Annotated in this window: 20 protein-coding genes; 8 read left to right on the forward strand and 12 right to left on the reverse strand. The window is 40.0% G+C overall.

The genetic code is table 11. The annotated features are described in order from the left end of the window. The 5 genes from HP456_RS05480 to HP456_RS05500 all read right to left on the reverse strand — a co-directional run. The coding region (locus HP456_RS05480; protein ID WP_246288764.1) for an FAD-dependent oxidoreductase at positions 1-570 on the reverse strand (570 nt) is incomplete at its 3' end. A gap of 69 nt (positions 571-639) precedes the next feature. Beyond that, positions 640-1530 carry a nitrilase-related carbon-nitrogen hydrolase gene (locus tag HP456_RS05485; protein WP_172249007.1) on the reverse strand — a complete coding sequence of 297 codons (891 nt, stop codon included), beginning with the start codon at positions 1528-1530 and terminating at the stop codon, positions 640-642. Positions 1531-2243: 713 nt separating this feature from the next. After that, positions 2244-3692 (reverse strand): carbon starvation CstA family protein, encoded by a 1449-nt coding sequence (locus tag HP456_RS05490; RefSeq protein WP_172249023.1) that lies wholly within the window; start codon positions 3690-3692, stop codon positions 2244-2246. A 235-nt stretch (positions 3693-3927) separates the two neighbouring features. Beyond that, complete coding sequence (locus HP456_RS05495; protein WP_172249008.1) at positions 3928-4443, reverse strand: ankyrin repeat domain-containing protein; 516 nt, start codon at positions 4441-4443, stop codon at positions 3928-3930. Positions 4444-4540: 97 nt separating this feature from the next. Next, positions 4541-6706: a DNA topoisomerase III gene (locus HP456_RS05500; RefSeq protein ID WP_172249009.1), complete on the reverse strand. Its 2166-nt coding sequence runs from the start codon at positions 6704-6706 to the stop codon at positions 4541-4543. Between the two features lie 226 nt (positions 6707-6932). On the opposite strand from HP456_RS05500, the gene HP456_RS05505 reads away from it, so the two are divergent. Then, entirely contained in the window at positions 6933-7814 is an 882-nt protein-coding gene (locus HP456_RS05505) for a YeiH family protein (protein ID WP_246288767.1), read from the forward strand. Between the two features lie 189 nt (positions 7815-8003). On the opposite strand, the gene HP456_RS05510 is transcribed toward HP456_RS05505, so the two are convergent. From HP456_RS05510 to miaB, 3 genes are all read right to left on the reverse strand, one after another. Continuing rightward, a complete protein-coding gene (locus HP456_RS05510; protein WP_172249010.1) occupies positions 8004-8540 on the reverse strand; it encodes an outer spore coat protein CotE in 537 nt (178 codons plus the stop codon). A gap of 352 nt (positions 8541-8892) precedes the next feature. After that, positions 8893-9324: a YlbF/YmcA family competence regulator gene (locus HP456_RS05515; RefSeq protein WP_172249011.1), complete on the reverse strand. Its 432-nt coding sequence runs from the start codon at positions 9322-9324 to the stop codon at positions 8893-8895. Position 9325: 1 nt separating this feature from the next. Continuing rightward, positions 9326-10894, reverse strand: coding sequence for a tRNA (N6-isopentenyl adenosine(37)-C2)-methylthiotransferase MiaB (miaB, locus tag HP456_RS05520; RefSeq protein WP_172249012.1), 1569 nt, complete (start codon positions 10892-10894; stop codon positions 9326-9328). 364 nt (positions 10895-11258) lie between these two features. Between miaB and HP456_RS05525 the strand changes: the two genes are divergently transcribed. Further along, positions 11259-11834, forward strand: coding sequence for a CotY/CotZ family spore coat protein (locus HP456_RS05525; protein ID WP_172249013.1), 576 nt, complete (start codon positions 11259-11261; stop codon positions 11832-11834). 45 nt (positions 11835-11879) lie between these two features. Here HP456_RS05525 and HP456_RS05530 read toward each other — a convergent pair whose 3' ends face one another. Both HP456_RS05530 and HP456_RS05535 read right to left on the reverse strand, forming a co-directional pair. Further along, positions 11880-12275: a hypothetical protein gene (locus HP456_RS05530; RefSeq protein ID WP_172249014.1), complete on the reverse strand. Its 396-nt coding sequence runs from the start codon at positions 12273-12275 to the stop codon at positions 11880-11882. Positions 12276-12287: 12 nt separating this feature from the next. Beyond that, on the reverse strand, positions 12288-13469 hold the full coding sequence (locus HP456_RS05535; protein ID WP_172249015.1) for a ParM/StbA family protein: 1182 nt from the start codon (positions 13467-13469) through the stop codon (positions 12288-12290). 234 nt (positions 13470-13703) lie between these two features. On the opposite strand from HP456_RS05535, the gene HP456_RS05540 reads away from it, so the two are divergent. From HP456_RS05540 to HP456_RS05550, 3 genes are all read left to right on the forward strand, one after another. Continuing rightward, positions 13704-14483, forward strand: coding sequence for a CsxC family protein (locus HP456_RS05540; protein ID WP_172249016.1), 780 nt, complete (start codon positions 13704-13706; stop codon positions 14481-14483). Between the two features lie 163 nt (positions 14484-14646). Further along, on the forward strand, positions 14647-15402 hold the full coding sequence (locus HP456_RS05545; protein ID WP_172249017.1) for a CsxC family protein: 756 nt from the start codon (positions 14647-14649) through the stop codon (positions 15400-15402). 70 nt (positions 15403-15472) lie between these two features. Continuing rightward, a complete protein-coding gene (locus HP456_RS05550; RefSeq protein ID WP_172249018.1) occupies positions 15473-16960 on the forward strand; it encodes a hypothetical protein in 1488 nt (495 codons plus the stop codon). Positions 16961-17089: 129 nt separating this feature from the next. Here HP456_RS05550 and HP456_RS05555 read toward each other — a convergent pair whose 3' ends face one another. Beyond that, positions 17090-17851, reverse strand: coding sequence for a CsxC family protein (locus tag HP456_RS05555; RefSeq protein ID WP_216663181.1), 762 nt, complete (start codon positions 17849-17851; stop codon positions 17090-17092). A gap of 353 nt (positions 17852-18204) precedes the next feature. On the opposite strand from HP456_RS05555, the gene HP456_RS05560 reads away from it, so the two are divergent. Further along, positions 18205-19245, forward strand: a complete 1041-nt coding sequence (locus HP456_RS05560; RefSeq protein WP_172249019.1) for a coiled-coil domain-containing protein — start codon at positions 18205-18207, stop codon at positions 19243-19245. 40 nt (positions 19246-19285) lie between these two features. On the opposite strand, the gene HP456_RS05565 is transcribed toward HP456_RS05560, so the two are convergent. Next, on the reverse strand, positions 19286-20488 hold the full coding sequence (locus HP456_RS05565) for a hypothetical protein (protein ID WP_172249020.1): 1203 nt from the start codon (positions 20486-20488) through the stop codon (positions 19286-19288). A gap of 181 nt (positions 20489-20669) precedes the next feature. On the opposite strand from HP456_RS05565, the gene sat reads away from it, so the two are divergent. Further along, complete coding sequence (gene sat / locus HP456_RS05570; RefSeq protein ID WP_172249021.1) at positions 20670-21833, forward strand: sulfate adenylyltransferase; 1164 nt, start codon at positions 20670-20672, stop codon at positions 21831-21833. A gap of 16 nt (positions 21834-21849) precedes the next feature. After that, positions 21850-23120: SLC13 family permease (locus HP456_RS05575; protein ID WP_172249022.1), on the forward strand; the 1271-nt coding region annotated here is incomplete at its 3' end.

The following is a 23120-nucleotide window of genomic DNA, read 5'->3' on the forward strand; positions in this document are numbered from 1 at the left end:
CCGGAAAGAAACAATGCCATAAGTGTTCAGACCTCCTGCTTCTTTTGCCGCTTCATAAATGGTCACTTCATAACCAAGTCTCGCTAATTCCCTGGCTGAGGAAAGACCTGCCGGCCCTCCTCCGATTATGCCAACCTTCTTGCCGTTAGGCTCCCCCGCCTCAAATAATACCGCTTCATTATGCCTTGCCCAATCGGTAGCGTAGCGCTGTAAATTTCCAATCATGATCGGTTTCGTCGAGTGATTCAGAACGCATGCCCCTTCGCAAAGCTCTTCTGTGGGACATACTCTTGAACAGCTCGCACCGACGGGATTTGCACTCATGATCGTTTTTGCCGATCCCTTAAGGTTTCCTGATGCTATCTTCTTAATGAAAGAAGGGATGTCTATACCTGTCGGACATGCTTGAATGCAAGGTGCATCATAGCAATATAAACATCGGTTTGCTTCTTCCAGCGCATCCCTATTGGACAATCCGTCATGGGCCTCTTGAAAATTCTCCTCTAAATTCAATAGTGAAAGTGACTTGGACAAACTGGCTTCCCCCTTTTCCCCTGTTAATAAATTCATAGAGTCAAACTGCTGCAGGCTGACAAAGAATGCTTCCAGAACAGAGCGCTTCGATGTCAGCCTGTAATATTAGGGCAGCAGTGCAGTCATTTCATTATATGTTTCAGGTCTGCGGTCACGATAAAACTGCCATGTATCCCTTACTTCTCGGATCAATTTCTTGTCCATAACCCCTATGATCACCTCGTCCTTGTCTCTGCTGCCGGTGGAAACAAACCCTCCGCGGGGATCTACCAAGTAAGATTGACCATAAAATTCACCCATGTTCCATGGCCCCTCATAACCGACCCGGTTTATAGCACCCAAGTAATAGCCGTTTGCAACAGCATGAGCCGGCTGCTCGAGCTTCCATAAATATTCAGATAGCCCGGCCACTGTTGCAGATGGATTAAATACCACTTCCGCTCCTTTCAACCCTAATAATCTTGCGCCCTCAGGGAAGTGTCGGTCATAGCAGATATATACTCCCACTTTTGCATAAGCCGTATCAAATACCGGATACCCAAGGTTCCCCGGTTTAAAGTAGTATTTCTCCCAGAAGCCATGCCCTTCACTGCCAACTGCCACATGAGGGATATGCTGCTTTCGGTATTTACCAAGGTAAGATCCGTCAGCATCGATGACAGCTGCTGTATTGTAATAAGTTGCAATCCCTTCCCTCTCATAGATTGGGAGAACAATGACGACATTCAGCTCCTTCGCCAATTCCTGGAAACGCTTGGTTGTCGGGCCGTTCGGGATTTCCTCTGCTGAATCATACCATTTTGGATTTTGTTCTGAGCAAAAATACGGACCATAAAAGATTTCCTGTAAACAAATGATTTGGGCACCCTTCTTTGCGGCATCTTTTACTAATTGAATATGTTTCTTGATGGATTGTTCCTTGTGAACCTCTACCGGCTCGCTCCCATCCACATCATGTGAAGCTTGAATAAGACCGATTGTCACTTTGTCTGACATCCCAGTTCCTCCTCAACTTATAGATTCTACTAAATAGTAAGCGCTTTCATATACTTATACTTTTGATGGCACTTACTAAATTTCATGGGGTTATCGATGTCTGAATATTTTGTCTTTTCAACTCATTTTAACTCGTCCTCATTTGATTTGCATTATACAATATGTAAAATCAGCTCCTTTGACTATTTGTCACTATGTAAATTCTAAAATAGAATGTACTATTTATCGGAGTTGAATTAACGTTAGCATATGATATCTGCAAATTTTGTAAAAAAATTAGAGGATTTCTTTAAATTTGCTTGTTTTTTATCGACATTTTTTTCCGGGAGTTTCTATTTTTAGAGTGAATTCCAATAAAAACATCCGATAAATGAGGTTGCTGCATAAATGAATCACAACTCTCAAAAGAGGAACAATACCAGAATAGATGGTTTTGATATTCCTGTCCGTTTCCGCTAAAAACTTTGCTTTCCGCAGGCGGCCGGTGGGCCGGTGAACCACCCCGGCCAGCAGGGCCGCATATTAGTTGCTTTAACGCAGGGAGTATTCGTCTTGCACTTAAATTTACAGCTGGAACAACCAAAAACATCAACAAGCTTTAACAGAACCTATAAAAAAAATCCGAACTAATTCGAATTCTAATGAAAGAATTTTGAATTATAGTTCGGATTTTACTTAGATTAAATCACTTTTTTCCCACATCGCTTAAAGTTTCATGAATTAACTGATTTAACCTTTAATAGTTCCTGCCTGACTGGGCGGTATTTGAGGACTTGACGTATAAACCAGATCAGTACGGCTGTCCAAATGACTGCCCCTATTATCATCGACTCTGTGTATGGAAGATGAAATCCTTCCGGTGCATAAAAAATATAGGAACTGACTACAGCTGTCATGAATAAAGCCGGTATGCTGCAGATCCAATGGAACTTATGATGTTGGAGCAGATAAACTGCAGCAGTCCATAACATAACAGTTGCAACCACCTGGTTCGACCAGCCTACGTATCTCCAAAGGAAGGTATAATCGATCTGGGTCAGAAAGAATGTCGGGAGTGCTACCGGGATTACTAAAAGTCCAGGCAGCCATTTCCCTTTCAGCTTCTCCTTTCTCAAATCAGACAATACATCGGCAAGCATCATTCTTGAAGACCTGAGTGCTGTATCGCCAGTTGTGATCGGCAGGATGATAACACCGAGTACGGCAAGGATTCCCCCAAGTGTACCGAGTGTCGTTTTACTGATTTCATTGACAACTCCCGCTGGTCCACCTGAGGCCAGTGCTTCCTGCAGACCTCCTGTACCATTAAAGAATGCCATTCCTGCAGCAGCCCAGATTAAAGCGATGATCCCCTCTGCCACCATTGCACCGTAAAACACTTTCCTGCCTTCGCTTTCCTTCTTCAAGGTTCTTGCAAGGATCGGACTCTGAGTGGAATGGAAGCCTGATATCGCTCCGCAGGAAACAGTTACCATTAGTAATGGCCACAACGGAAGCTCCTGAGGGTGTAAATTTGCCATCGTCAAATTTGGTACCGGGTGTTCGAAGAAGAACAATCCTATTCCAATCGCTAATGCCATAAAAATAAGTATTGCACCAAAAATCGGATAGATCTTACCAATGATTTTATTGACCGGTAAGACTGTAGCAAGAATAAAATATGTAAATATAATCAACAATGATGCCATGAAGGATAACGGCGTCACTTCTGCCATCAATTGGGCAGGTCCTGAAGTGAACGCAGCAGCAACCAGTATCATCAGAATGATTGAAAGTATATTCATTACGGACCTGACATGTTTTCCTAGATATTTGCCAACCAGTGAAGGAAATTGAGCTCCATTATGCCGGAGAGACAGCATTCCGGAAAAATAATCATGAACCGCACCTGCGAATAATGTGCCGACAACGATCCAAATGAATGCAATCGGACCATATAAAGCTCCCATGATTGCCCCAAAGATCGGTCCTAGTCCCGCAATATTTAATAATTGCACTAAGCTTGCCTTCCACCAGCTCATCGGCATGTAATCAAAACCGTCTTTACTAGCGTAGGCAGGTGTTATATTCTCATCGTCAATCCCGAAAATCTTTTCAACCACCTTTGAATAGATAAAATAACCTGCTACTAAAATACTGACTGATGCAAGAAATGTAAGCATCATGATGTCCTCCCTTCAGATGAAATTAAGATTCATTTTAATATGTATTACGACAAATAACAACAGAATTTTCTAAAAAGATTATTTTTTCTGATAATAATGACTTGTGATTTTTCATTGAGATCCTTTGATAGCGGCTGTGTAAGTGTTTACATTCATTGGATTGCTTTTTGAGAAATAAAAAAGAAGCATATCCTTAAATAAAAAGGATATGCTTCTTCCATGAACTTGACCATCACTTTGCTGAATATTGTTCGTATGCTTTAATAAAATCCGTGTTGCCTTTATCTTTTGCAATATCGTGAGGTGTCATTTGGTCTGCTGTATTTTTATGCCCTGGATCGGCCCTGTATTGAAGCAGCATGGTGACGACCTCTTCATCCCCGTCAAATGCGGCAATGTGGAGAGGCGTATATCCAGCAGAATCAACACAGTGAATATCCGCTCCTTCTGTTAATAAAAACTCTACCAGGTTTATCGGTGCCTTACCTGCTATGGCTGCATGAAGTGCACTGTTGGATGGTATATAGGAAACCTTCGAGTTTGATACCGAATTGATATCAGCCCCATAATTTAATAAAAGCCGGACAATCTCGATTTGTCCATAATGCGCTGCGACGCCTAATGCGATCAAACCATTTTCATCTTCGGCGTTACACAAGTTTGTATCCGCCTGTAAAGTCTGCTCCACTGCATCCCTATTGCCGGTTTGGATGGACGAGAAAAAACCTTTTATTGTTACCGGTGTCATTCTTTCACCCCGTTCTCTGAATTATTAAGAATATTCTATCAATATATACAGAAAAAAGATAGGGATTTTATATATGGTCCCTATCTTTCTGGAATAATTATTGATCCAATTTTAATTTCGCCAGCGCATCTGCCAAAGCTGTGTTCGCCGGTTCGTCATTTTGCTGGGTTTTCAAGTACTTGTTTACATCACGCTTGCTTGCCTTATTATTCTTTTCTTTTTTTCTGCGGTCATTGAAAGTGGATAGTTTCTCTTTGTGCCCGCACACACACACAAATAGCTGACCATCGCCTTCTCCTCGCAACTCTAATCGTTTATGGCAATTCGGGCATCGAGCATTTGTTTTCTTGCTGATATTTTTTCTGTGTCCACATTCACGGTCCTGGCAGACTAGTTTTTTTCCATTTTTGTTCTTAATCTCCAACATCAGGTTCCCGCAATCAGGACACTTCGATCCAGTGAGATTATCATGAGAATATTTCTTATTAGAATTTTTTATTTCGTGAACCGATTTATTAGTGTAATCTTTAATCTCATTTATGAATTCCTGTTTTTTCAGAGATCCTTTAGCGATTTTGTCGAGTTTCAATTCCCACTCCGCTGTAAGTGAAGGAGACCGCAATTCATCCGGGGCAAGATCCAATAATTGTTTTCCTTTGGAAGTAAGATGTATTTCTTTACCCTGCAGTTCCATGACTCCGGAGTTAAAAAGCTTCTCTATAATATCCGCTCTGGTTGCTACGGTCCCCAGCCCCCCTGTCTCTCCGATGGTTTCCAATAATTCCTTATTGCTTTCTTTCATATACTTTCCCGGGTTCTCCATAGCTGATAATAAAGTTCCTTCATTAAACCGGCTTGGAGGAGTGGTCTTTCCTTCCGTTTCGACAAGAGAAAGAACATTTAGTTCCATACTTTCTTCCATTTTGCCTAATAACTGATCTTCTTCGTTATCAAAGCCATATACCTCTTTCCAGCCTCTATCTGTAATACGTTTTCCTTTAGTATGGAAAAGCTCATTACCGATTTTCAATTCAACTTTTGTTTGTTCATATTGAAAAGGAGGCAGGAATATCGCCAGAAATCGTTTTACAATCAAATCATATATCTTAACTTCCTTGTCCTGTAATCGCTGAAGGAAAGGGGTTTCCTCAGTAGGGATGATCGCATGGTGATCACTTACTTTCCGATCATCAACATAAGCATTTGACAATGATAAGGGGCGGTTTAATGCCTTATTGGCTGACATGCGATAGGGTTGTATACTGATCGCTTTCAAACGGATTTTGAGCGTATCTGTTATATCTGATGACAGATGTTTACTATCTGTACGGGGATACGTTACCAGTTTATGCTGTTCATACAATTTTTGCATGATTGAAAGTGTTTCCTTGGCACTGAATCCATATATTTTATGTGCATCCCTCTGTAATTCTGTAAGATCATAAAGAGAAGGGGCAAATTGTTTCTTTACAGTCTTTTTCACTGACTTGATTACTGCTTTCTTCTCTTTCCTTATGGATGACATAATACTGTCGATTTCATGCTTGGAATACGTCTTTGTGTCGCCATTGGAGTTTGACCATAAAAAATTCCCTTTTTCGGTCGCCGCTTTTATACCATAATATGGTTTTGGTTTAAAATGCTTTATCTCCTCTTCCCGCTGGGCAATAATGCTTAATGTTGGAGTCTGAACCCGTCCGCATGACAGCTGAGCATTATATTTAGTAGTCAATGCTCTGGTTGCATTCATACCGACATACCAGTCGGCTTCAGACCGTGCCTGTGCAGCTTCGTAAAGATTCTCGTACTTCTTGGCATCTTTCAGATTATCAAATCCAGCCTTGATGGCTTTGTCAGTAACAGAAGATATCCACAATCGTTTCAGGGGCTTATTCACTCTGGCCTTCTCGATGATCCACCGTGCTACAAGTTCTCCTTCCCTCCCTGCGTCTGTTGCGATAACAATGGTGCCGATATCAGGGCGGTTCATCTGAGTTTTCACTGCATTAAACTGTTTACCTGTTTTCTTGATCACCACGAGCTTCAATGATGAAGGCATCATAGGCAAGTCTTCCAGTTTCCAAGTTTTATATTTATCTTCATAGGTTTCAGGGTCCGCTAAAGTGACAAGATGGCCAAGAGCCCACGTCACGATAAATTCTTTTCCTTCTAGATATCCATTCCCTTTTTTAGTGCACTGAAGCACACGTGCAATGTCTCTTCCCACAGAAGGTTTTTCTGCCAATACTAATGTTTTTTTCATATAAAAATCCTTTCGCAATGGTCTATACATATCGTTCTATTCTAACATACAATAGAAATGCAGTAATGAGTCCCCATAATTCTCATTATATATTATACTTAGAGATCGTTTTTTATAAAAGGAGCTAACATGTCGTGACCGAACATCAAGGAAATAGAACCCCAAAAGAAGCTGCGGGGCTCTTAATCATCTTAGTCATTAGTATATTCGCGAAAGGACCTGAATCATGGTTTCCTTTAGTGGGGAGCCTTTTGTTTGCTATCATCATAGGAATACTATTGCCCTTCCTGAGTCATGGACTCCCGGTATTCAATTTACATTGAAAAGACTTTTAAAAGTGGCAATTGTATTTTTGGGTGCAGGGTTGAGCCTTGTTGAAATATTAAGTATCGGTCAGTCTGCACTTTGGGTCATTTTCATTTCTGTCGCAACCGGTATAAGCGTGACCTGTATTGTTGGAAAATCACTGGGAATCCATCCAAGGTTAAGTTTACTGATCGGTATAGGAACAAGTATATGCGGGGCTACCGCCATATCTGCAGTCAAGGGGATCATCGGGGCAGAAGAGAACGAAACCGCTATAGCGTTATCGACAATCGTTGTTTTTAATCTCATTGCTTTTATTTTCTTTCCCGTTATTGGACATTTACTTGGGTTACCTCAGACTTCTTTTGGAATATGGTCAGGTACTGCAGTACACGATACATCATCGGCTGTTGCACACGGTTACAGGTATGGTGAACATGTCGGTGGTGTAGCCACTACAGTCAAACTTGGACGTACTCTGTTTCTGATTCCTGTCATGTTTCTGTTACCTTTCATCTTGAAAAATGAAACAACCTCAGAAGGATCATCTTACAAACAGGCGTTTCCTTGGTTTGTTCTGTTGTTCCTGGGGATATCAGTGCTTCATACATTCGGTGTAATACCCGGCATCCTTGAAGATACTCTTAAATCCGGCTCGAAATTTATGATCATCATGGTCATGGCAGCCGTAGGACTACAGGTCAGCCTTAAAGATCTTTCCATGCTTGGCTTCAAACCATTGTTCACAGGATTGATCGCTTCTGTTTCATGTGCAGTCATCAGTCTGTTACTCATTTTATAAAAAAGCCCTCTTTAACTCCCTTTGCTGGAATAGAAATAAAAGAAAAAAGAGCATCGTGGAGACGCTCTTTAGTAATCCGTTATTATTTTCCACTCATGTATAGTTGCCGCTTTTTACTAATGAGATATCTCCGTAATGTCTTACGAAACAGAAGAAAAAACTAGGAAGAGGCCGTCTTCCTAGTAAAGGCTATTCTTCTACTCCTTCTAAGAAGTCTGCATCAAGCTCTTCGAATTCTTCATCGTCTAAGTCGCAATCCCAGTCATCATCGTCGCAGCCTTCCGGATTTACAAGTACACATACTTTGGTTTCCCCGATAACTTCCACCAGGAATTCACGTTCTACGTGAACAATGATCCTGTTGCCATTTGGGGAAATCACCGCTTCACAGCAATTCGGCTGTTGGAGTACGCGAGCACATACTTCAATGTCATCTAAGGCGTCCGGATCACGGTATTTGAGTTTGATTTCATCACAGTAATCGACTCTTTCTGTTACAACTGATGTTTTTGTGTTATCACTGTGTGAATACCATACATTAACGTCAAATGAACCGTGTATTTCTACCTTTTTGCCTACTTTACGTGCTTCATACTTGTGATTGATGATCCAGCAGCCTAAAATGCTCGATGGATTATGCGGCGGGCTGATCGTATGATGGGACTGTGTGAATTTGCGCCCCTTCGCTACGACCGCTTTCGTGATAATCTCTCTATATTCTGCCATTCGAGCGAACCTCCTCATTCATTTTCAATTCATCTTATGCGACTATCTAGGTGTTTGTGCGAGAAAATTTTATTGCATAATGGAATTGTTGCGAGTTAATGTATTGTATGCGAATACCCATTGAATGTTCCCTAAAAGGTATTTGGGGGGATTAATAATGCGGGTACCTAAGCAGTTTGAATCTGCCTGGCTGCACCGCTATTGATTTCCGTGCAAGACTTCGCTTTCCGAAGGAGTCTTGCACGGAAATCAAGCGCTGGAACGACTTCTAAAAAGAAAGACCAATGCCATGAAGAGCATTTTCTTCATGGCATTGGTCTTATTTTAAATACAATTATTCTTTCTTAGTTTCTTATGAACAGCTGCCAGGTGTTGAGTTTTTAACTTGGGAGCCGGTTTCGCCGCGAAGGATATCTCCGCCTGTTGATTCGATGATGTGGTCCGTTACATTGTTGGAAATCACGGATGCCACGATTTGAAGCAGATCATTCACATCTGTCTGCGACTCCTTGAATTGTTGAACGACCGGAATCTCATCGATTTCTTTTTCAAGGTTTTCTATTTTGGCTTCCACCATTTTCAAAGCTTCTGTTTTCCCATAATGCTGGAAGTTCACTGCCTGCTTCTGCAGGCTTTTGATGCTTGCGATCATTTCACGCACTTTTTGATTTTCATGTATCTGCGCTTCGGCGCGCTTGAAGAAGTCCACTTCTTCTGTTTCCGCGATCATTTCTGCTAACTCATCTGCTCTCTTCATGATATCATCTTTTGTATATTTAGCCATCTCACTTCACCTCTGCTGCTTCTTGAAATTCTGAACCTATCTGGCCAACTTCTATCATTTCACCGTCTAATGACCAGGATTTTGTATCAGTGATTTTAACTTTTACAATCTTCCCGATTGCTGTTTTTGGAGCTTTAAAGTTCACCAGCTTATTTCTCCTTGTATATCCTGCAAGGATTTCAGGGTTTTTCTTGCTTTCCCCATCAACCAGAACTTCAACCGTTGTACCTTCATATTTCTTCAGTGCTTTTGCTGAGTATTCCTGGACGAGTGCATTCAGTCTTCTTAACCTGTCTTTCTTAACTTCCATCGGTACATTATCTTTCATCTTGGCTGCCGGAGTACCTTCACGCGGAGAGTATATATATGTGTATGCCGCCTCGAATTCCACTTCCCGGTAAAGTGAAAGTGTTTCTTCGAATTGCTCTTCCGTTTCATTCGGGTAACCGACAATGATGTCTGTTGTCAATGCAACCTCTGGCATGGCCTGTTTGATTTTCCTGACCAGTTCAAGGAACTGCTCACGATTGTACTTGCGGGCCATAATTTTCAAGACAGGTGTTGAGCCTGATTGAACCGGCAAGTGGATATGTTCCACCAGGTTCCCTTTCTTGGCAAGCACTTCGATCAAATGATCATCAAAATCCCTCGGATGGCTCGTTGTGAAGCGGATGCGCGGAATGTCGATCTTACGCAATTCATCCATCAAGTCACCCAGACCATAATTTTCCAGGTCCTCAATATCTTTGCCGTACGCATTTACATTCTGTCCAAGAAGCGTGACCTCTTGATAACCCTGTGCTGCAAGGTGCCGAACTTCGGCAATGATTTCTTCTGGACGTCTGCTCCGTTCTTTTCCGCGTGTATAAGGTACGATACAGTACGTACAGAATTTATCGCATCCGTACATGATGTTCACCCATGCTTTAATGTTGCCGCGGCGGACCTTAGGAAGGTTTTCGATAACATCCCCTTCTTTCGACCAGACCTCAACGACCATTGCTTTCGACATATAGGCATCGGATAAGATCTGTGGAAGACGGTGGATATTGTGTGTTCCGAAAATCATATCTACTTGATGATATGTCTTCAGAATTTTATTTACTACCGCTTCTTCCTGGGACATACAGCCGCAAACCCCGATTAAAAGATCAGGCTTTTCACGTTTTAAGTGCTTTAAGTGGCCGAGTTCCCCGAATACCTTGTTCTCGGCATTCTCCCGGATGGCACATGTATTCAACAGAATAACATCTGCATCTTCTGTCGTGTATGTCGCCTCATAGCCAAGGGCCATGAAAATCCCGGCCATGACTTCTGTGTCATGTTCATTCATCTGGCAGCCGTAAGTACGGATGTAGAACTTCTTGCCTTCGCCCAATCCTCTATATTGGTCCTCAATGGCAAAATCATTATGATATTTCACTTCTTCTTTTCCCCGTTTTTTCGCATCTTTCAATGACGGCGGAATGTAGACGCTTTGGAAGTATTTACTGTAATCCTTTTCGGATTTTTTGTCCGATGGAATATCAGACTTCGCCTGCTGCCCGTGTTTGCGTTGCTCTTCGTTCATGAAAAACTCCCCTTTCTAACTCTATAACCAAACCGTTTTCTTCTATATATATAGCCGGCCGAATTAACAGGATGTACATTGTTTCACATTACTATAGTATAAAGGTTTTCATTCCTACATACAATAGAGTCGCTTAAGTGTTGGAAATGTTTCACTCCTCTTTTAGCTAGAAAATCTGATGTATTATGATCGTTTCATTTTATATGGAATCAAACTGCCTCTCCTATCGATGAACCCCAATGACTGAACAACTACCAAATATGTACTTTAAATCTATTTTTTTGGTTTTAGGCTAGAGGCTCAATCGAATACTCCCTTATCAACGTATGATAATTAGTAGCAAATTGTAAAGGAGTGTAAAATAATGAGTTATAGTCAAAAATCAAATGCTCATGACACATATTATCATGAAGATTATCAGAATTATAAATGCCGTGAATCACGTCCCCGACATTTTGATCATTGTGTAGGTGACGTTTTAGAAGCAATCCTTGAAGCTCAGAAAAAAGTGAAAAAAGAACATGGTTGTGATTCTTCCTGTAAAAAGTCCATAGAGGATTTACTTTGTGAAAAAAAGAAATACAAAAAGAATACCATCCCGTTTATTTTATATTGTGGATGCAAGCCATTTAAAGGCACTGGTATTACCACCTATCATTGTCATTCAAAAAAGGATAAGACATTCAAGTGCGTTGAGACCTATGTATTCAAATTAATAGACCTTGATCATAAATGTGCGACTCTTGAATTATTGACATTTAAGTCCGACCATCATAAGGGAGATTCCCACCATCACCATGATAGTAAATGTGCACTCTCCTCACCTTGTAAACAGATAGACCACAAAAGTGTTAATGATTTGATGGAAACGGGAATTTGCATAACTGTAGACTTGTCTTGTTTCTGCGCTATTACCTGCCTGCCTGCCGTTCATTTATAATTACATTCCGCATTATAAAAGGTGAACGAGAATCGTTCACCTTTTTCATCCTCCAAAAGCCTCAAGTAAATCGTCAATTTCTTTCATTCCAACAGTAGTATGTTCATGTTCTTTTCGACTTTCGATGGTGGATTCATTTAAGCTCTTGGAGAAATCATTGGAATCATTTCCATTTTGAAGCAGCAATCTCTTTAATTCAACTAGTTCTTCTAATATAGCATGTTCTGATGTCATATTGACTTGAACAGGTTTAGAGTGATGCAAGTAATCATGAAGTGCTGAAAAAACAAGATGATTCAACGTATTGTTTTTTGCATGATAGGCGACTTGCTCTTTTATCTTAGAAGTGATGGCTTTTGTTTCCCCTGTTTTAACATTTACGAAGCTCTCCGGGATTGTTAAAATCGTATCCTGAAAGTAATCTGCATATTTCTTAGGCATGCTCATCACCCTTTAGCTTTTTGTATATTCAATATGCACAGGATTGTTTTTTAATTGATTCAATTTTGCAAGGATCATTAATCCTGATACATTTAATTTTTCCATTTTTGGCGGGAAATATAATTCGATAGGACGGCCTCTTTCAGCCCATTTCACGGCCGCTTCCCTAATATGGGTTTCGGCAATTTTTGCGGCACCACCCACTGCAATGTATTTGACCGCTCCTTTGATTTCATTTGAGCTATTTCGGATCCGATCGAAATGTTCCAGGTATTTTATGGACAATGATTTCAATTGAGGAATGATATATTTACTTATATCTTTTTTGACACCGGCGAATGGCTCTACATACCACTCGGATTGACCTGCCACCAGCTTCTCCTCAAGCTCAGACCTTGAGTCGAACTTGTATAACTCATACTTACTCACTTTTTGTATGATATGATCTAAAAACTGGTTGATCCCGAAAAGCTCACCCTCAATGGAAGCCACTGGCTTATTGTTTTTGATTCCTACAAAATCCACTGAATCCCCTCCCAGGTCCCCGATAAGGATCCCTTTGGCAGTCTCCTGCAAGAGAGCTTCATCTTTAATTCCCAATGTTTCATCATCCCGAGTTAACGCCAGGTAAGCACAGGCTCCTTCAGCCCCGACTATGACATCTTTAATATGAAGTCTTACAATAATTTCTTTAGGAGCAATCATTCCTGGAACCTTGTGAAGATATACTGTATGAGTCCCGATTAGACGGCTTTTCAACGTATCTTTCCGCTCTTTATACTGAGTAGTCGGCAAAGATACCGCCAATTGATCGATTTCAAAGGATACATCTGTATCAGATTGGCTGTTCAGTGCAGCATGATGTGCCAACATGCCAAATAAAATGGTGTAAGTACGGTCTTCATCTACTTTCTGATTATTCAAGGATGTTAAACTCACATTACGCTGTCTGGCTGCTGCTTTACCGATATAAAACGTATCTCTTTTTTCATGAAGCGCTGAACTGTTCACTTCCACAATCAAATTGTCTTGTAGTAAAACATCCTCGTCATCGTAAGGTTTCTCATAAAACTCTTCATCAAATAAGGCAATTGCATTCGGCATGGAGTACTCTCTCACTTCACCTTTAGTTGAAACAATTGCTTTATAAAAGCTGTTACCCAAGTCAACCGCTGCATAATTATACCTATCCATTACATCCTCCTCCTTCCTTAAAGCTTATGCCGGGATAGAAAACATCTGTGCACGTACCCAGTCATAAATTTTTCAGGGCAGTAATGCAAAATCGAAGAGCGTTATTTCTACTAAGAAGATTTTCCCTAGTAAATTTCCACTTTTATACTGATTCATATATCCACTCTTAATAGATTCGATCAGCATACAATAAAGTGTAGTTTAAATATTGTTTATCAAATAGGAGGAAAAAAAATGAGTGATTACCATAAGAATAAAAATTGTGTGAACGTAGATAAGTCTGCTTCACTCGATCACTGCGACAATACAACCGTAGATCCCATTCTAACCCCGGCAGGTGAAAGAACTGTCCATGTACCAGTGGATTTAGGAGTATATCGTGTTTCCAGCAATCTTGAAGCACATATTACATTTCCTGAACCTGTTATGGAAATCAAAGATGTAAAAAAGAATGTTGAAATTGTACAGTGCCGTTTAATGACGATTCCAACCAGCAATGGCGACTTCAGTGAGGATGGTGCACAATTTCCTTTGTTATTATCAGGATATGTGCGCAAAAACATTCAATATGCAACACCATGCGGAGGATCTGGATTCGACGGATCCTGTGTATCTTCTGACATTAAATCATTAACGGTCCGTGTCCCTTTTAAATGTATGACTACGATTACCCTGGATTCTCCAGTCCAACTCCCTAGAACGAATAATCGTCAGGAATTTGACTTCTTTAGAGCTCAAAACTTAGGGACAGGCTTTCCGGAAAAGGATCAATTTCTATCCAATGATATCTCCCAGTTCCATCAATTCAGCAATCAATTCTATAATCAGCTTCCTTATTGTGAACTGCTTTCCAGCAGCATTCTAGAGTGGGATGAATCCACAGACCGTGTATCTGAAGGTCCTGTAGGTGAAGGGTATTTCTACAATATGCTTGAAAAAATGTCACTCAACTTTACCATTAAAGTATTACAAAATCAGCAGGTTCGTATTGATGCATTAGACGCAGATGCCTAATATTACCAGCACTCCCCCTACTCTAGGGGGAGTGCTTTTTTACCTTTCTCAAAGCGGGTGTGTATCGTTCTCAAGTAAATACTCATCTTACATATAGGCTCTGGCCCAAACAACTATCGATCTAAATCATAATATGGAATTATCTTGCTTTAGGAGGTTCCTTATGTTTGAGAATCATCATAAAATGTCCGATTGTCATGCAACGTCAAATGTGCATGATTGTAAAAACCACTGTCATCAACCAAAAGTCAGTATCGGAAAAATCGTGACCAAGGTACCTGTCGTATTGGCTGAACTGACACTACAGGTAAATGTAGATGCGACGATTACCTTTCCAGAATCCGTTTTGGAAATTAAAGATATTAAAAAAACGATAAAATTAACACAGTGCAGACTTCTTCTTCCTTCTAATAAACTCTTTGTAAAAGGTTTTGTACGAAAAAACATCCAATATGCAAGCCCTTGTAAAGAAATTGAAGATACTTCCCATTCTTCGATTGCCTCAGATCTTCACTCTTACACAGTAGATATACCCTTTCAATGTGTGACAGACATTAAGCATTTCTTATCCATGCCCGTCATGCCAGAAGTGAATAAGCGCCAAGAATTTGATTTTCTTATTTCGAAACCCCTGTCTTCCGGGTACCCTGAGAAAGATGAATTACTTACCCATGATTTATCTCAATTTCATCAGGAAAGCCATCAATTCTACAATGAAATCCCGTACTGTGAGTTAGTTTCAAGTAAAATCATCGAATGGGATGAAGCAATTGACCGAAGTCCGCTCCCTTATTCCGGTCCAATTGGAGAAGGCTGCTTCCGCACAATAGAAGAAAAAATGGTCATAGATATTTGTGTGAAAGTCCTTCAGAACCAACAGATACGGGTTACTTCCACCACGAATGATGATTGCGACTGATCATGACTATTCATTCATTTTTAGAGAGGAGGAAAATGATTAGGTGTGATGTGGAAGTGCACCAATCACCATGATTATGAGAGATGAGCATAATGATGCAGATGACTATTTTTTGAAAAAAATGGAAGAAAACGAAAGTAACAGTCGAAGATTGCCCAATAATAATTCACCTCACTATTCATTTTCTCTATTTAATCTAAATCAGAAGCATGATCTTTCCGTTGAAGGTCTGGAAACGAATAAAAATAATCTAACAAAAGATACAATCCTGCCAAAGGAGTCAAAGGAGAAAACTCATTCCCATCCAACATTTTTTCCTCCTCCTAAGGTGATGGATATAGGGGTAAACCAGGGAAATAATTTGAGCAAGGCCGATGAATCGGTGGATGCGGATGATGAACACGAATCTCAGGACTTGATTCCCGATAAAACCGAAAAGGATTTATTTGATAACAGGAACAACATCGGTCATTCAACTTCAGATGAAAATAAAGGAATCGATCCCTCTGTGGATGAAGAAGTTCTCATAGAGGGTACAAAAGTGGGAAATGAATCTGTGTCGATTCGAGAAGAGATATTCATGATGTTGGAGGAGGAGATGGAGGAAGAAGGAAATCTCCATCAGGAACAAGAAAACGACCAAGAACTAATTGACAGTTCGAATGATTCTTCCACTTTTGCACTTGAAGAAGAAACGTATTCGAATCTTGAGTTTGAACATGAAGAAAATCACCTGCCTTCATTTAGTCACTACTTAGAATCAATATACTGTGAAAATAAATCGAGTCAGATGAAAAGTAAAAACACTGATTTAGTTCATTGCATTGATTCCCTAACCTCCGTTCTCAAAAAAATTTCCACAGAGCGGGAAATGATAAACGAAAATCATGATGATGTCGAGGAAGCACAACATGAACATCCGAATCTGACTGCATTAAAAGAGCGTTTCGAAAATGAACTATTTTCACCGGACCAAATGGAAAATGTGATCGAAACCACCTTACCTGACTTACGTTCTTTAACTGTAAAAATTCCAGTTGTACTGTCTACTTTGCAGATTGAAGTCGCCATCTATGAAGATTATGAATTCCCGTTTCCAATTGAACATATACAGTCCATACATTGGTCCATCAAATCTCTTAAGACACATACCTCTATTCCTGATGCTATTGTATTTGTGAAAGGGAAGCTTGTAGCTGCGATTGAATATGTGAGTCCCGGGGAAACAGGTTCTATTCACTCTATCAAAATCCCGATTAAATGGAATCACACCAAATCCACATGCTGGATACTTCCACCAAATATCCCTAAAAGTGATCAGAGAGAATACACGTTCCAAGCAGATAGTAACCAAGAATCAACCACTCATCATGAATGTCATTATTCCTTCTGTGATTCAATTCAACATTCTCTACAGGAATTCACATTTATCAGTCAACATGAACCTTTAAAGCAAAATGGAAAATCAACCTTAAAAATTCAAGGTTGTTTGCAGTTATGCCTCCATTTAACCCAAGAACAATTTATTCAGGTCCATTTGGATGATTCGCTTCAATGATATGTATAAAGAGGAAGGGGCTCACTCTCAAGGTGATCCCCTTTTCAACTCGTCACTCGATCTACTCACAGTTATCTCCGTATTCATTTTAAATGCCTTTTAGGACACGTGATCCAGTTAATCACACCATTATTTCTGGATGATGTTCCTGAAACGATTAAAGACAACTTCTGGACCTTGCTGCTCTTCTCCTCCAGCTGTATCAGCATCTCCAGACAATTGTTGTCTCTTCTGAGTTAATTTAATTAGAAGGTTGATGTCCATTTTTTCTGTAATCTTATTAAACCGTCCCCAATTGTCAAAGTTTTCGGTAATATCCCACTGATTTACTGCAGAAGCAAGAAGTTTGCAATTTATCGGCTCATTATTGATTTCAAATGTCAATGATCCGAATTCGCAACGGTTAGCTCCCATTCCGTCCTTGGCAAGTTCCCTTCTTTGCAACACGTTTTCCTTAATGCTGAAGTCAATTCCGAACGGACTATTGACGGGAGTAGCAAGTCTCACTCGATCATACGCTTTAAAAGGAATGTCAATACTATAATCTTTAACTACTCCGTATGAACCTTCAACATATTGAATGTTCTTGTGGACAATCCCCTCTACAAATAATTTCACGAAATCCGGGAACCCTGGTACAGGAATTGCTTTACACTGGGTGAGCGAGACGTTTTTCTCAATGTTCTTAATTGCACTTGCATACGTTGGAAGATAAATATCCGCTTCTGTTAAAGATTGAAGAAATACATCACCAAGAACAACCGTTACTTCTTCCAAGTCAATATTTGGTACGAATGTGTCTGTAGATAAGCTTTTTGATTTTGCTTTATCGTTTGATGGTTGTGGAGGGCATCCGTGATGGCCAAATCCGCAGCCTGTATTCTTTTTCATATCCATTCACTCCTGATAGTCATAAATTAATCAATGGAAAAGGCCATAAGCGCATTAAAAATAGTGAATTTTCCTTTTCTACTGACTTACTATAATCTATGATTTTTTTGAAGAAATGAGTGGACGACTGTCGGTAGGCTTCAACATATTTATAGCACTGCTTCTAGTAATCTATGAAATATTATAAGAACTTATACACAATAACTTTTAAGCAATTTAAACAGCTTGTTTTTTTGTAACGTTACCAGATTGGATCCATACTATAGAATAAAAGTCTTTAGGAGGTGATTGTTATAAAGGAGGATGCTAAATTACCACCGATGTACACGATTTCTGATCAAGAGGTCCTTTATTTGAAATCTGAGATATATAATTTGAATAAAACGATTCGAACTCTAAAAAGCAGTTATTTGTATGCTGAAAATGAGTACCATAAGGATCAACTTCGAAAGGTGCGGGAGGAATTAACGCTTGCCTGCCGCAGCATAGATGAGAACGAAACAGTTGAAAGGGAACTCATTAATGACCGAAACCTGTTTAAAGAAGGCAAAGAGAAGCTTGAAAGTCAAGTAAGGGCTCTTCATGACGCCTTACATGGCAAGGAAGAGTTATTGCAGCAGCATCAAGTGACCAAAAATGACCTTCAACAAGAACTCCTTTCCATCGAGCTTGAAAAAAAACAATTAACTCAAAAAATATCGGAAATCAAGAAGAACCAGCAGGATCTATTCAATAAAAATCAATCCCTGGTGGAGGAAAACATCCTGCACCTAAGAAAAATAGACAGCTTAAACAGTGAAATTCAAAGTAAAAAACTGCATATTTCAGATTTGAACTCAGCATTGGCTCATTCTGAAGATACGAAAAAAGAACTTTTCTATAACCTGATGACTAAAACCGAAGAGTTAGAAAAGGTAATGTCAGAGAGAAAACATGCCCTTGATTCATTGCAATTTGCAAAGAATCAATTAATAGAAGCAGAAAAGCAAAAAATGGAATACATTAAAACATTTATAAGTCAATATCAAAAACATTTTGAAGAAAACGAATGGTGGCTTTCCTCTCAATTTGCAGATATCGATCAACGAACTAAACTGCAGGATGAAAGAATTGAAGCGGTTGAGCAGGAACAGGAAATTCACTTTACTATACAGAATGATGTACTGGAGGGAAAGTTTAAGCAAGTGGAACAAAGGTTTCTTGATTTTCTTACAGAGGTCGACTCCATACGGGAATATAATTCCACATTGACACACAGCTTATTGGAACTCAAAAGAATGGTGGAGAGCCAAAAACGCAGTCAGAATCATATCATTACAGCACGTCAGAAATCTTCTGCAGAGAAACTTCCAGCTCCGAAGGATCATTATTTCATAAAGGATGAAAATAAATAAAAAAACGATGCCACAGTAGATTCCGTGGCATCGTTTTCAGTTAAAATGTAATCATTATTTTATTATTTGAGCTTAGCTGAAGTTCTTGATCTTCAAATAATACAAACCCCAGTATAGTGGAAGATTCCTGCTCATTGAGGTTATCAATCGTGAATTGAATTCCTTCAATACCTGTTGTTTCTCCTGGATGAAGCTCCATATCCTGAATCGGCTCTATCCAGTATTCTCCGGTTGAATATGCTTTCTCCAGCCAATCTTTTCCGCTGTACTTCCACCCTTCCGCTCCCATTTCCCCTTGCACGGAGAAAATTTCACTCATTTCAGGAGGAAGGATCTGTCCGCCTATTTCAATTCTTTCAGGTGGGTTGACTCTGAAACATATTTTGGGATTATGAAGAACAGCAGTCCCTGTGTTTTTAATGATGAAATCTGCCTTAAGGGTGTATTTTTCCGTTTTGCGGTTTGGGATCAAGTTGTAATCGAAGTAAACCTCTGCTTTGGGGTCCTTTGGTATATTCTTTTTATTCCTCTTTCTTAACTTTGCTTGTTCATATTCATCTTCGCTGATTACCTCTGTTTTTTTAGCAGTATTTTTGATTTCTGCTGATTTAATTCCAGATGGTATTCGGTTCTTCACGACAGATAGTAAATTGATTAAATTCAAATCGATTACATATGTTTTTCTGTTTTTGATAAAAGATTTCAATACACAGTTTGTTAGCAAGAACTTTAATTGATTCAATTGTTCTTCACTCTTCTTAAATTGGACGATGCATTTAAGGTGGGCGCAGTTATGGGAGTTCGACAATAATTTATACCCTTTAAAATCAATATATTCCCGATATAAATAAAGTATTTTTGAAAAATCGGTTGAGCTAAGCCTGCTGTTCAAACCTATATAAAGAGATGGCTTTCCTCCATCGCTCCCAGATAGGGACACTTCCATATACAAGTCGTCTTCGTTAAAGGTCGTGTTCTGCTCCACCAATGATACTTTGATCCCATATGGGTCTAGAAATGATTCTAATTGTTCTTTCATATTTATTTCTACATCCTGTGTAGAACCAGTAATGGATAACCATACTGTTTTTCCTTTTAAGCAGCTCCAGATTTCAATGGTTCGTGTGTTTTCGATCAAGTTGAACTCCAGGTTATTCTCTGCACAAACATACTGAAGTGAAGGGACTGAATCGTAGGAGACCTCCCCCCATTCTTCACCATTAAGTAATAGCTTTAGATTCAAGCGAATCACCCTTTTTTCTCGAGATTAGTATCTTTTCATTTTATGATTCGGTTTACTAATTTATGAATATATAGGTATTTGATTATTTTTGTGATGTGCCCTCTCCGAATATTGACTTTTACATAAAATAATAGAGAGAATATTTGTATTCGCATCAAGTAAGGAAAGGAGAAAGATTTTTATGATAACTCCACACGGAGGCACCCTCATCAACAGGGTGGCAGAAGGCGAAAGCAGAACTCAAATAGCAGAAAAGGCGAAAAGTTTTTTTTCTATTAAACTGGATTCCTGGAGCCTTTCAGACTTGGTTCTGATTTCCACGGGCGCATTCAGTCCACTAAAAGGGTTCATGAACCAGAAAGATTATCTCCAGGTACTAAAAGAGATGAGACTCAGCAGCGGAGATATATGGAGTCTCCCGATAAATCTATCTATATCTAAAGAAATAAAAGATCAGGTGTCGATCGGACAAGCCGTTTCATTAAGGGGCGGTGATGGAGTCATATATGGAGTGTTGGAAATAGAGGAGATCTATGAATACAGTAAGAAAGCAGAAGCCTTATTCGTATATAAAACAACCGACCCAAACCACCCCGGAGTAAAAAAAGTGTTCGAAAAAGGAGATTATTATGTAGCAGGTCCAGTGACACTGGTCAATAAACCCAAACATATATTCACGAGTGAATTTCAGACCCCTCAACAACTGAGAGAAACCTTTCAAACTCTTGGATGGCGTACAATCGCCGCCTTCCAGACACGCAACCCGATACATCGTGCACATGAATACCTTCAGAAAACAGCACTTGAAAATGTAGATGGTTTACTTATCCATCCTCTTGTCGGTAACACCAAGCCGGATGATATTCCTGCAGATATTCGCATGAAGAGCTATAAAGTCCTGTTGGAGAATTATTACCCGCCTAACAGGGTGCTTTTATCAGTCTTTCCCGCTGCAATGAGATATGCAGGTCCAAGAGAAGCTGTTTTTCACAGCATTGTACGGAAAAACTTCGGATGCACCCATTTCATTGTGGGCAGGGACCATGCAGGTGTCGGAGATTACTATGGAACGTATGATGCACAGGAGATTTTTGACCAATTTTTAAAAGAAGAGCTAAACATAGAAATCCTGAGGTTTGAACATGCCTTCTATTGTAAGAAGTGTGCTTCAATGGCGACGTCTAAAACATGTCCACACGATAAAGATTTACACATCCACCTGAGCGGCACAAAGGTGCGGGCTATGCTGAAAAATGGACAGGTACCTCCATTGGAATTCTCAAGACCGGAAGTGATTGAGGTGCTGACTGCAGAGATGCAAAACAGGGATTCGACAGCGGAATAGCAAAGGAGACATCACTATGATTGAATTTTATTTTGTGGCCGCTGTTCTGCTCTTGATGCTTTCGTTCCTCGTACTGGAAATCGGAAGGCCTGCAATCATCATTCCTTCAACTCTTCTGGTCTTTATATTGACTGGGGTTGTTACAGTAAAGGAGGCAGTCAAAGGTTTCTCCAACGAAGGCATGCTTACGATCGGACTGCTCTTCATTATCGCAGGGACGATTCAAAATTGCGGAATAGTCGATAAGCTTTTCCAGAGGCTGCTGGCACATTCATCCTCCACAAAGCTCTCATTGATCAGGCTCCTCCCTCCCGTTTCTTTACTATCTGCTTTCATCAACAATACACCTATAGTCATCGCTTTTACCCCGATCATCAGGAAATGGTGTGAAGATCACGGTCTATCACCATCGAAGTTTCTTATTCCTCTATCCTATTCAACCATTTTGGGCGGGATGATCACACTTATCGGTACCTCCACCAATTTAGTAGTTCATGGACTCCTTCTGGATAATGGTTTTAAGGGATTTACCTTCTTCGAACTGGCAAAGGTAGGGATTCCTGTAACGATCCTTGGGTTGGTATATCTGATTCTATTAAGTCCTTATCTGCTTCCCGACCGGAAAACCAATTCCATGCGGGTGGTTGAGTCGTTGAGGGAGTTTACAGGGGAAGCACTGATTACAACAGATTATCCATATCTTCATAAAACCATTAAGGAAGCCAGATTAAGGAGTTTAAAAGGGTTGTTCCTCGTGAGTATCATCAGAGATGAGGAAACCATTGCACCTGTATCAAATAGCACTGTTCTCAAAGCAGGCGACCGATTACTCTTTACAGGTGATATCACAACAATTGCTGAACTTCAACAAACTAAGGGACTGGAACTCCAAGGTTCCATCGGAGAAGATTTTCCAAAAAAACATAAATTGGTGGAAGCGGTTATTTCCCATCATTCCCCCCTCCTTCACCAAAAAATTAAGGAAACCCAATTCAGAAGCAGATATGATGCAGCAGTCATTGCAGTCCACAGGCAAAATCAGCGGATGAAGACAAAAATAGGCGATATCATATTAAAACCAGGAGACATATTACTATTGGTTGCCGGCCAGGAGTTCAATAAGAGAGTACAATCAAGTGATTTTTACTTTACTACTGAACATACAAGAAACGTTAAATCAAATGCCGATCTGCGTTCAGGTATGTATGCTGTCATTTTGCTTGGTTTGATGATTGCATTGGTTACTTTCGGCATTCTTTCGATGATCGTGGCAATGTCAATTATGAC

It is taken from the genome of Bacillus haikouensis, assembly GCF_013179555.1.
GTDB lineage: Bacteria > Bacillota > Bacilli > Bacillales > Bacillaceae_B > Rossellomorea > Rossellomorea haikouensis_A.